Below are 11,304 nucleotides of genomic sequence, written 5' to 3'. Positions count from 1 at the left end.
TGTTAACGACCCGAGAACGTCGCTTTGCCGGGCCCGTCCGCGAGGAACGACTTGACGGCGCCCCGGAGGTCCTCGGTTTCGAACAGCTCGGCCGCGATCGACGTGATGTGCGCGTTCGCTTCCGGGACCCCGCCGGCGGAGAAGTGGTCGAGGACGCGCTTGGTCGCGGCGTGGGCCCGGGTCGGCCCGGCGGCCAGCTGACGCGCGAAGTCCCGCGCGGCGTCGTCGAACCCTTCGTCCGGCAGGACACGGTTGACGACGTTCCAGCGCTCGAGCGTCGCGGCGTCGTAGGTGTCGCCGGTCATCACGAACTCCTTGGCCCGCCCGACGCCGGCGCGCGAAGCGAGCCGCTGTGTGCCTCCCATGGTCGGCGTCAGCCCGACGACCTTCTCGACGAGGCCGAACTTCGCGCGTGCGGCCGCCAGGATGACGTCGCAGGCCACCGCGACCTCGAACGCCCAGGTCAGGCACAGGCCGTGCGCGGCGAACACGGTCGGGAACGGCAGGGCCGCGACCCGGTCCGGGATCGCCAGCATCTCGTCGAACAGCACTTTCGCCTCGGCGGGCGAGCCCTGCGCGTCGAACAGCGAGACGTCCACGCCGCCGCTGACGATCTTGCCCTCGGCGCGGATCAGCAGCGCGCGGGCCGGCGACTGTTCCAAGGAATCGAGTGCCGAAGAGAACGAATCCTGCAGGGCGGCCGTGTAGAGGTTCAACGGCGGAGCGTCGACGGTCAGGACGGCGAGCCCGCCGTCACGATCGAGGCGGACCTGGTCGGTCATGTTCACCCTGCTTCTTCGGCGGCGACGATGTCGTCCCAATACTGCTGGGCCTCCGGGCGCCAGTCGACGTGTTTGTGATGGAACAGTTCCGCCGCTTTCGTCCCGCTCCACTTCGCCGGCAGGAGCTCGGCGGGCAGCTGCGGGTCGAGGAACGGGAACCGCCGCCACTCGTGCACCAGCTCGGTCTGCGCGCGCAGCACCGCGCGTCCGCCCGTGGGGTGCAGGCCGGTGAAGCGGTCGATGAAGTCCTCGTAGCGGTCCTTCAGCTCGCTCAGGTCCCAGGACCGGGCGACCATCGTCTCCTGCTCGCCGACCTCGCCGTAGGTGGCGGCGAAGGACATCGCCTGGGCGTCGAGGCCGAGCTCGTTGACGATCTGCTGGGCCTCGCGCTGCCGGCTCAGGTCCGGGCTGACCCACACGCCGGCCACCGGCGAGCCGAAGCCCGCCCACGTCAGCCGCGTGCGCAGCCGGTGGCGCAGGTCGCGCTTGGCTTCCGGCACCGAGACGATCAGCATCAGCCACTGGCCGTTCCACGGCCGCTCTTCGCGGCCGAACGCGTAGATCCGCTCGGCGCCCTCGGTCAGCAGGCGGCGCCCCGGCGGCGTCAGCGACCACCGCACGCGGCGCCCGACGCGCTCGGAGACCACCCAGCCCTCGGCGGCGGAGCGGGCCAGCGCCTGCCGCGCGGACTTCTCCTCGATGTCGAGGATGCCGAGCACCTCGACCAGCATCGACGTCCAGACCGGCTTGTCCCGCGGCAGCGTGTACTCGCCGAGCACGGTCATCAGCAGCGACCGCGCGCTCGCGTGGCTGACCTCGCGGCGCCGGCTCACCGTGGGCCGGGGCGCGGACGGGCGGCCTTCCCTCGGTTTCGGCCTGCGGCCGAGGGTGACCGGGGGAGCGGATTCGCCCATGCTGTTTCACCGACCTCACTGCTTGGCTGTTCCGACAACCGAACAGGGTACCCACACTGAGTGATCAAAGCGCCACCGGACACACACAGTCGGTGGCTTTGACCACGATCTGACAGTTCAGCACGGGCCCGTAGACTTGGCCACCTCATGAGCGCAACTCTCGTCGCGAAGGACCTGGCCGCGGGCCACGGTGACCGCATCCTCTTCTCCGGCCTCGACCTCGTGGTCGCGCCCGGCGACGTCGTCGGCCTGGTCGGCGTCAACGGCGCCGGCAAGTCGACGCTGCTGCGGACGCTGGCCGGGCTCGCGAAGCCCGATGACGGCGAGATCCGGCTGAACCCGCCGACCGCCACCGTCGGGCACCTGCCCCAGGAGCCCGAGCGGCGCGAAGGCGAGTCGGTGCGAGCGTTCCTGGCGCGGCGGACCGGCGTGTCGGCCGCGCAGGCGGACCTGGATGCGGCGACTTCAGCGCTGACCGCGGGCTCGGCCGGTGCGGACGACCGGTACGCCGTGGCGCTGGACCGCTGGCTCGACCTCGGCGGCGCCGACCTTGACGACCGGGCCGCGGAAGTGGCGGCCGACCTGGGGCTCGCCGTCGACCTGGACCAGCCGATGACGTCGCTCTCGGGTGGCCAGGCCGCGCGCGCCGGGCTCGCGTCGCTGCTGCTGAGCCGCTACGACGTCTTCCTGCTCGACGAGCCGACGAACGACCTCGACCTGGACGGCCTGGCCCGGCTGGAGCGGTTCGTGTCCGGGCTGCGGGCGGCGACGGTCCTGGTCAGCCACGACCGCGAGTTCCTGGCCCGCACGGTCGACCGGGTCGTCGAGCTGGACCTGGCGCAGCAGCAGGTGAACGTCTACGGCGGTGGCTACGAGGCCTACCTCGAGGAGCGCGAGGTCGCGCGCCGGCACGCGCGCGAGGAGTACGAGGAGTACGCCGACACGAAGGCTTCCCTGGAGGCGCGCGGGCGGATGCAGCGGGCGTGGATGGAGAAGGGCGTCAAGAACGCGCGCCGGAAGCAGCCCGACAACGACAAGGCGGCCCGCAAGTTCCGCACCGAGGCGACGGAGAAGCAGGCGTCGAAGGCGCGGCAGACCGACCGGATGATCGAACGCCTGGAGGTCGTCGAGGAGCCGCGCAAGGAGTGGGAGCTGCGGATGGAGATCGCGGCGGCCCCGCGGGCGGGCGCGGTGGTCGCGACGCTGCGGGGCGCGGTCGTGCGCCGGGGCGGGTTCACGCTCGGGCCGGTCGACCTGCAGATCGACTGGGCGGACAAGGTCGCCATCACCGGGGCCAACGGGTCCGGGAAGTCGACGTTGCTGGCCGCGCTCCTCGGCCGGTTGCCGCTGGACGAGGGGTCTGCCGCGCTCGGGTCGGGGGTCGTGGTCGGCGAAGTCGACCAGGCACGGCGGCTGTTCCTCGGGGACGTCCCGCTCGCTTCGGCGTTCGCTCGTGAGGTGCCGGAGCTCGCCGATGCCGACGTCCGGACGTTGCTGGCGAAGTTCGGGCTGAAGGCCGCGCACGTGCTGCGCTCCGCCGCGACGCTCTCGCCGGGGGAACGGACTCGGGCGGCGTTGGCTCTGTTGCAGGCGCGCGGGGTGAACCTGCTCGTGTTGGACGAGCCGACCAACCACCTCGATCTGCCGGCCATCGAGCAGCTGGAGTCGGCGCTGGACAAGTACCCGGGGACGCTGCTGCTGGTGACCCACGACCGGCGGATGCTGGACGCGGTGCACGTGGGGCGGCGTCTTGAGGTCGACGGCGGGAAGGTTCGCGAGTTGTGAGCCGGTTGGGGTGCCGGTTGTGGTGAGCAGTGCTCTCGTTTGGGAGCGGTGCGCCGCGAGACATGGTGAGCAGTGCTCTCGGGTGTGAGCGGTGATCGCTGTCGTGCGAGAGCGGTGTTCGCGAAGTTGGGTGCTGATCGCTGACTAGGCGAGAGCAGTGCTCTCGCCTCGCCGGGACCGTTCTGCCCTCGGGCATCATGCGGGCAAGCAGTTCGGCGAGGTGGTGGCCGAGGTGTGCCATCGTCGCGGTGCCGCGGCGCGCCCGCCCGAAAAGTTGGGTGCTGATCGGTGCCGCGCGAGAGCAGTGCTCGCGAAGTTGGGCGCTGATCGGTGCCGCGCGAGAGCAGTGCTCTCGAAGTTGGGCGGTGCGCGTTGCCGTGGGAGAGCGGTGCTCTTGGTTGTGAGCAGCTTGCGCGAAGGGCGAGTGAGCAGTGCTCTCGGGCGAGAGCCCCGCTCACCCTTTCGTCGCGCCGCCCGTCAGGCCCTTCACGAACTGCTTCTGCAGCGCCAGGTAGAAGATCAGCACCGGCAGCGTCGCCAGGAACATCAACGCGAACACGCTCCCCAAGTCGGCCTGGTACTGGCCGATCGACCGGTAGATCCCCGTCGTGATCGTGGTGCCCTGGCTCGGCCCCAGGATGATCAGCGGGTCGATGAAGTCGTTCCAGATCCACACGCCGAGGAAGATCAGCACCGACGCCGTCGCCGGGCGCAGCAACGGGAACACCACCCGCCAGAACACCTGCATGCGGCTGGCGCCGTCGAGCAGGGCCGCCTCCTCCAGCTCCACCGGGACCCCGCGGATGAACCCCGTGAACACGAACACGCCGAACGGCACGTAGTACCCGACGTTGAACAACACCAGCCCCTGCAGCGTCGCCATCAGGTGCGTCACCCGCAGGACGTCGGTGATCGGGATCAGGATCACCTGCGGCGGGATCATCAGCCCGGCCAGCAGCACCAGCGTCAGGACCTTCGTCCATCGCTTGCCCGACCGCGCCAGGTAGTGGCCGAGCATCGCCGACAGCACCGTCAGCACCAGGATGGACAACACCGTCACCACGACACTGTTGGCCAGGCTGACCCAGAACAGGCCGTCCGGGCGGGTCAGCACCGCGTGGATGTTGGCCAGCGTCGGCGGCAGCGGCAGCGACGCCGGCTCCTTCGCGATCAGGTCGCCCTGCTTGAAGACGTTGGCCAGCACCAGGTACAGCGGCACGAAGAAGACGGCGCTGACCAGCACCGCGACCGTGGGCCGCAGCCACGACCGGGTCACAGGTCCACCTCCCGGCGGCGCAGGAAGTTCAGCACGACCGTCGTCACGACCGCGACGATCACCAGCATCAGCACCGCCATCGCCGACGCGTAGCCGACGTGGTTCGAGTCGAACCCGGTCTGCAGGACGTCGAACGCGATCGTCGCCGTCGCCCCGGAGCCCGGGCCGCCGTTGGTGATCACCTTGACGTAGTCGTAGGTCTTGAACGCCGAAATCAGCAGTACGACCGTGTTGATCGTCAACGACGGCGCCAGCAGCGGCCAGGTGACGGCCCGGAACCGCCGCAGCGGCCCGGCGCCGTCGATCTCGGCCGCCTCCAGCAGCTCCGCGGGCACCCCCTGCAGCCCGGCGAGGTAGACGACGACGCAGAACCCGAGCATCTGCCAGCACACGATCGACGCGACCGAGTACAGCGCGACGTCCGGATCGGACAGCCAGCCCGGCGGGTGCGCGATCCCCACGGCGCGCAGCAGGGTGTTCAGCGGGCCCTGGTCGTCGAGCAACCGGGACCACACGATCGACACCACGACCGAGCTGAGGATCACCGGTGTGAAGAACACGCTGCGCAAAGCGTTGTACAGCCCGCCTTTCCGGTCCAGCAGCAGCGCGACGCCCAGGCCCAGCACGTTCGGCACGACGACCACGATCAGCGTCAGGATCGTCGTGACCTTCAGCGCGGTGAGGAACTGTTCGTCGGAGAACAGCAGCCGGTAGTTGTCGAAGCCGACGAACTTCACCGGCGGGTTGAACGGGTTGTAGTTCGTGAGGCTGTACCCGAAGCTGATCAGGATCGGCGCCAGCACGAAGCACAGGTAGACGAGCACCCCCGGGGCGCCGAACGACGCGAAGTGCCCGACCCGCGGCAGGACCGGCTTGCGCCGCCGGCGGTGCGCGGGAGACCGGCGGGTGCCCGGGGGAGCGGGCGGGGAGACGACGGCGGCCAAGGTCGTCAGCCCGCCTTCGCCCACTCGGTGTCCAGGAACGCGCACGCGTCGGCCACCGACTTGCGGCCGGTGATGACGTCCTGGGCGGCCTGGTCGACCTTGTCCTTCATGCCGGGCAGCAGCCCGTCGTCGGCGGTCTCCCAGCGGAAGGCGTGCACCACGGCGTTCTGCTGCACGGCGTGGGTGTAGAGGTCGTAACCGGCCTTGAAGGTCGGGCCGACGTCCGCGGGCGGGGTGTAGCCCTTGATCGCCGGGAACAGGCCGTCGGCCTTGACCGACGCGTCGAGCTGGTCCTTGTCGAGCTGGAAGCCGAGCGCGAACTTCTTGGCGGCGTCGAGGTTCGCGGCCTTGGCGTTGACGATCATGCCGCCACCGGTGTAGGCGGGGACGACGAGCTTGCCGTCCTCGGTGGGGAAGTCGAACACGCCGATCTCGAAGTCGTGCTTCTTGCTGTCGGCGTTGGCGGCGAACCAGTTGCCCATCGGGTACATCGCGCTCTTGCCGTCGAGGAAGGCCTGCTCGGTCGCCGCGTAGTCGCGCGACACGCTCGTCTTGTCCACGTACCCCTTGGCCGCGAGGTCGGACAGCTTGGAGAACGCTTTCTGGAACGCGGGATCGGTGAACTTGACCTTGTCCTGACGCCGCTGCGTCAGCCAGTCCGGCATCGTGTTGTAGACCTCGGTGCTGACCAGGCCGGAGAGGATCATCGACGACGGGAAGCCGTCCTTGCCGCCGCCGATGGTGAACGGCGCGTAGCCCTTGTCCTTGAGCTTGCCGGCGTCGGCGACGAGTTCGTCCCACGTCTTCGGGGCCGCGGCGATGCCCGCGTCGGCGAACATCTTCTTGTTGTAGTAGATCGGCGGGATGGTCTGGGTGTTCGCCGGCAGCTGGTAGTACTTGCCGTGGACCGGGTTGGCTTCGGGGAACTGGAAGTCCTTGAGCTCGTCCGGCGTCCAGGCGTAGAGGTTGCCCGCCTCGGCGAAGCCCGCCGAGTCGACGGCGATCATCACGTCCGGGAACTGGCCGGACTGCAGGAGCTGCTTCGCGTAGGACGTCCGCCCGTCGGCCGTCGGCGCGACGAGCTTCTTGACCTTGATCCCCGGGTTCTTGTCGGTGACGCGCTTGATGGCGGCGTCCCAGTAGGCCGGGGTGAGGTTCGGGGTCTCGAAGGTCAGGAACGTGATCTCCGCGTCGCCGCCGCTGCCGGTGTTCGAGCCGACCGAGCACGCGCTCACCGCCAGGAGCGCCGCTGCCCCCAACGCCAGGAACCTTCTCATCGAGCCTCCCACCATATGTGATGTATGACGCATTTGATCTGACGTCTGACGCGGTGTCAAGCGCGAAACGGCCGTGAAACCGTCGATGCTCGGCCGATAGATCCGATCTCTAGCGCGAGATTCGGCTCAGCCGGATCACCGCGCTCGCGAAGTCGCCGGTCGGCAGCGTGAGCGGTAGTCCGTGGGCGAGCAGCACGGCTCCGCTGTGTGTTGTCCCGGAAGCCGAATCGACGTACCGGTGAGCGGGATCCAGGCCCTCGAGGCGCAGCGGGCGCTCCGGCGCGGCGAAGTGCGCGGCCTGCCGGTAGGCGAAGACGACCACGCGGTCTTCGTGGACGTACTGCAGCGCGGTGAGGCCGTCGTCGACCGGCGGCCGCAGCCGGTACAGCGCGCCGTGCTGGACCACCGGCCGGATGTCCTTGTAGAGCGCGATCAGCTCGCGGGCGAGTTCGAGGTCCTCGTCGGGCCAGTGCACGATGTCGCCGCCGATGCCGAGCACGCCGGCCATGGCGACGTGGAACCGGAACCGCAGCGGCACCGACCGCGCGGTGACGAAGTTGGGGTTGTCGGTGACCCACGCCGACATCGCGCGCGCCGGGTAGAGCTGGCTGTAGCCGTGCTGGATCCGCAGCCGGTCGAGCGCGTCGGTGTTGTCGGACGTCCAGACCTGGTCCGCGCGCGCCAGCACGCCGAGGTCGATCCGCCCGCCGCCGCCGCTGCACGCTTCGATCCGGAGTCCGGGGTGGTCCGCGCGCAACCGGTCCATGAGCGCGTAGACGGCTCTGGTGTGCTCGACCCACAGGCGGTCCGGGTCGGCGTCGCCCGGCCAGCCGGCTTCGCTGAACGGGCGGTTCATGTCCCACTTGAGGAAGTCGACGCCGTGGTCGCCGACGAGCCGGTCGAGCCAGTCGTGGGCCCACCCGGCGACGTCCGGCCGGGCGAAGTTGAGCACGAGCTGGTTGCGCAGCTCCGACCGGCGCCGGTGCGGCTCGTGCAGCACCCAGTCCGGGTGGGCGCGGTAGAGGTCGCTGTCGGGGTTGACCATTTCGGGCTCGACCCAGATGCCGAACCGCATGCCGAGCCCGTGCACGGCCTCGACCAGGGGTTTGAGGCCGTCGGGGAAGCGCGCGCGGTTGACCTGCCAGTCGCCGAGCCCGGCGTGGTCGCCGGTCCGGGCGCCGAACCAGCCGTCGTCCGTGACGAACAGTTCGACGCCCAGCGCCGCGGCCCGCTCGGCGAGGGCGCGCTGTCCTGGCTCGGAGACGTCGAAACCCGTTGCCTCCCAGGAGTTGTAGAGCACCGGACGCACTTCTCGCGCATGCGGCAGGACGTCTCCCAGGACGTAGGCGTGCCACGCGCGGCTGGCGGTGCCGAAGCCGCGGTCGGTGTAGAGGCCGGCGAGCACGGGCGTGACCAAGGGCCTGCCCGGTCCGACGCGGTGCACGACGCCGTCCTGGCCGAAGCCGCCGCTGATGGTGAGGCGTCCGGTCGACGACCGCGTGGTGGTGAGCCGCCACGACCCGCTCCAGGCGAGGGCGACGCCGTAGACCTCGCCGTGGCGCTCGGTGGCGGTGCCGTCGTCGACCATGACCCACGGGTTGGCGTGGTGCCCGGTGATCCCGCGACGGCTCGCGAAGACCGTCTCGCCGTGGGCCGCGGGTGTCCGGTGCAGCTGGGTTTCCGCCGCCCAGCGGCCGGTGACGTGGCTGAGCCGGTAGTCCTCCCGGAGCGGGAGGGACCAGGTCGCGGAGTCGGCGCGGACCACTTCGACGTCCGTGTCCGCGGTCAGCTCGGTCCAGCGTTCGAGGACGCTTCCCGTCAGGCGGTAGTGGAGGGCGATTCGAAGGGGGTAGTGGCGATCGGTGAACTGAACAGCAAGGTGGTCGCGCGAGATTTCGTGCGTTTCGTACCGCCATTCCAACGCCCGGGTGCCGTCGTCGAAGCGGACTTGCAGGGCGGGGGTCCAGTAGCGGGTACCGCCGTCGGCGGCCAGTTCGTCGAGGCCTTCGTTGGGGTCGTTGAACCCGTCCCACCAGGGGAGAGTTTCGGTGACGAGTTCTTCGACGGCGCCGGCGGGGAGGGCGGGGCCCCAGTAGAGGTGGGTCGGGACGTCGTCCTCGTCCAGGCGCAGGGCGTAGGTGCTCGACTCGCCGGTGAGCGCCCACGCGCGGTGCCGCTCGAGGTAGCTGATCTCGCCCATGCGGCACATCCTGGCGCCGGGCCCGGCCGGCGGCCAAGAGGTGTTCCGCTCATCGGGGAACTCGGCCGTTCGGGTGGCCTTGGCGCGCGATATTGGTGTGCTTGGGTGGTCGCCGTGACAATGGGTGATGGGAGGGGCGGCCACGAAGGCGGTGGTCGGCCATGAGGGGAGATCACCATGGTGGTCAGCGGAAGGAAACTCGCGGCACTGGCGGAACCGGAGGCGATACCTCGGCTCGTCCGCCCGTCCGTGCACGATCTCATCGACGCCCGCCGGGAATCGGCGCAGCGATTCGCGCTGGTGCGCGAGGAGTACGAGGCGAGCCAGGGAAAGATCGAAGACGACTATTTCGCGCTCAATTTCGCTGCGGCTCTCCTGCTCGTCGCCGAAGACGAGGAGCAATCGGACCGCGACGCGAAGAAGGTCTACAAACTGCGGCTCGTCTACGACCCGGGAGAGGGCACCCCGGACGTCGACGACGTGTTCCGCTCGGCCCGGCGCGTGGAGCGGAAGTACTCGGTGCTGCTCGACGGTCAGGCGCAGGAGATCCTGGCCCGGGGCCTCTACACCGCGGTCGCCGCGCTGTTGACCGTGCTCGACGCGATGGTGACGTCCGACCAGAAACGTCAGCGCGTCGCCGCCGCGGTTCTTTCGGCCCGGAAGGAAATCCGCCAGATCGAGCAGAACGCCCGCGAGGCGGCGCTCGACCGGGCGCTCGTTCGCTATCTCGGCGGGCTCGCCTTCGGGGTGCTGGCGGCCGCCGCCGTCGCCACTGTGGTGGCTTTCCTGCCGCTACCGTCCGGAATTCGCACGGAACTGGTCATCTGCGTGGTGTCCGGAGCCGTCGGGGCGATTCTCAGCGTCATGACGCGCACGGCGAACCGGGAAAGGGTGCGCGTGAGCCTCGACCAGAGCTGGCTCGTGATCGCCCTTTCCGGGTGTTTCCGGCTGATCATCGGCGCGGTTTTCGGAGCGGCGATGCTGGTGCTCGTCCGGTCCGGGTTGCTGCCGATCGCCGTTCCGCAAGCCGGCCAGCAGGTGACGTTGTTCTTCGCCGGTCTGGCGTTTCTCGCGGGGTTCAGCGAACGCCGGGCGCAGGACACGATCGTCCGCACCTTGCCCGGCGCCGTGGAGCAGAACGTGACCGAACCGGCGCGGGGCAAGGAGAGCTGACCGATCAGGGGCGGTCGGTCAGGTAGCCGCCCATGGTCTTGAAGTAGTCGGTCGCCGCGAGGTCCGTCCCGTCGGCCGTGCGGACGCGCTCGACCACCAGGCCGGGGGACTGGCCGCGCCGCGCGTCCGGGCCGGCCACGATCACCACCCCGTCGCCTTCGCGGATGAAGATGCGGCCCGGCGTGCCCCCGTAGTTCCCGCGGGACACCGAGGCCTTGAGGATCCGCAGCTGCCCGCCGCGGTGGTAGGTGAACGCGTTCGGGTACGGGTCCGGCAGCGCGCGGACGAAGCGCTCGATGTCCGACGGCGCCGACGTCCAGTCGATGAGGCTGTCGCGCGCCGCGCGCTTGTGGAAGAAGCTGGCCTTCGAGCGGTCCTGCGGCACCGGCGTGTAGCCCGTCTCGATCTTCGAGATGGCTTCGGCCGTGATCGGGGCGATCAGGTCGACCGTGCGGTGGAACAGGTCCGTCGTGGTGTCCGCCGGCCCGACCGGGATCGCGCGCTGCAGGACGATGGCGCCCGCGTCCAGCTCGCCGTCCATCATGTGGGCGGTCACGCCGACCTCCGGCTCGCCGTTGATCATCGCCCAGATGAGCGGCGAGAAGCCGGCGTAGGACGGCAGCAGCGAGTCGTGGATGTTCAGCGTGCCGTGGCGCGGCAGCTCGAAGATCTCCGGCGGCAGCCATGTGCGCCAGTTGTTCGCCACGATCAGGTCGAGGTCGGCCGCCTTCAGCTCGGCCAGCAGTTCCGCGTCGTCCGGTCGGTTGCGCAGCAGGACCCGGATGCCGTTCTCCGCGGCGAGGTCGGCGACGGAGTCCGCCCAGATCCGTTCGTAGGCGTGGTCGCTCTTCGGGTGCGTGACCACGAGGGCGACCTCGTGGCCGGCGTCGATGAGCGCCTGGAGGGTCCGGTGCCCCCAGGTCTGGTAGCCGAACATTGCCACGCGCATTCGA

General features: G+C 69.9%; 9 protein-coding genes. 2 read left to right on the top strand and 7 right to left on the bottom strand.

The window, feature by feature from the left end:
• Nucleotides 1–2: 2 nt before the first annotated feature.
• Entirely contained in the window at nt 3–782 is a 780-nt protein-coding gene (locus tag AB0J40_RS25745) for an enoyl-CoA hydratase/isomerase family protein (protein WP_364457240.1), read from the bottom strand.
• A gap of 2 nt (nt 783–784) precedes the next feature.
• Complete coding sequence (locus tag AB0J40_RS25740) at nt 785–1,696, bottom strand: PaaX family transcriptional regulator C-terminal domain-containing protein (RefSeq protein WP_364457239.1); 912 nt, start codon at nt 1,694–1,696, stop codon at nt 785–787.
• A 147-nt stretch (nt 1,697–1,843) separates the two neighbouring features.
• On the opposite strand from AB0J40_RS25740, the gene AB0J40_RS25735 reads away from it, so the two are divergent.
• The gene (locus tag AB0J40_RS25735) at nt 1,844–3,481 is read left to right on the top strand and encodes an ABC-F family ATP-binding cassette domain-containing protein (protein WP_364457237.1); all 1,638 of its coding nucleotides are present in this window, start codon (nt 1,844–1,846) and stop codon (nt 3,479–3,481) included.
• Between the two features lie 454 nt (nt 3,482–3,935).
• Here the strand turns inward: AB0J40_RS25735 and AB0J40_RS25730 are convergent, their stop codons facing one another.
• The 4 genes from AB0J40_RS25730 to AB0J40_RS25715 all read right to left on the bottom strand — a co-directional run bounded on the left by AB0J40_RS25730 (nt 3,936) and on the right by AB0J40_RS25715 (nt 9,178).
• Nucleotides 3,936–4,757, bottom strand: a complete 822-nt coding sequence (locus AB0J40_RS25730; RefSeq protein ID WP_364457236.1) for a carbohydrate ABC transporter permease — start codon at nt 4,755–4,757, stop codon at nt 3,936–3,938.
• The gene (locus tag AB0J40_RS25725; RefSeq protein WP_364457234.1) at nt 4,754–5,725 is read right to left on the bottom strand and encodes a sugar ABC transporter permease; all 972 of its coding nucleotides are present in this window, start codon (nt 5,723–5,725) and stop codon (nt 4,754–4,756) included. Before AB0J40_RS25725 ends, AB0J40_RS25730 begins: the two co-directional genes overlap by 4 nt.
• Nucleotides 5,707–6,978, bottom strand: a complete 1,272-nt coding sequence (locus AB0J40_RS25720; protein ID WP_364457232.1) for an extracellular solute-binding protein — start codon at nt 6,976–6,978, stop codon at nt 5,707–5,709. Before AB0J40_RS25720 ends, AB0J40_RS25725 begins: the two co-directional genes overlap by 19 nt.
• Before the next feature lie 109 nt (nt 6,979–7,087).
• Complete coding sequence (locus AB0J40_RS25715; RefSeq protein ID WP_364457230.1) at nt 7,088–9,178, bottom strand: alpha-galactosidase; 2,091 nt, start codon at nt 9,176–9,178, stop codon at nt 7,088–7,090.
• Nucleotides 9,179–9,478: 300 nt separating this feature from the next.
• Here AB0J40_RS25715 and AB0J40_RS25710 point away from each other — a divergent pair, with 300 nt between their 5' ends.
• A complete protein-coding gene (locus AB0J40_RS25710; RefSeq protein WP_364457229.1) occupies nt 9,479–10,351 on the top strand; it encodes a hypothetical protein in 873 nt (290 codons plus the stop codon).
• 4 nt (nt 10,352–10,355) lie between these two features.
• Here the strand turns inward: AB0J40_RS25710 and AB0J40_RS25705 are convergent, their stop codons facing one another.
• On the bottom strand, nt 10,356–11,300 hold the full coding sequence (locus tag AB0J40_RS25705; protein WP_364457228.1) for a methionyl-tRNA formyltransferase: 945 nt from the start codon (nt 11,298–11,300) through the stop codon (nt 10,356–10,358).
• Between the last annotated feature and the right edge of the window lie 4 nt (nt 11,301–11,304).

The sequence above is a fragment of the Amycolatopsis sp. NPDC049691 genome, assembly GCF_040675005.1.
Taxonomy (GTDB): domain Bacteria; phylum Actinomycetota; class Actinomycetes; order Mycobacteriales; family Pseudonocardiaceae; genus Amycolatopsis.
This window is presented reverse-complemented; position numbering and strand designations above follow the sequence as displayed.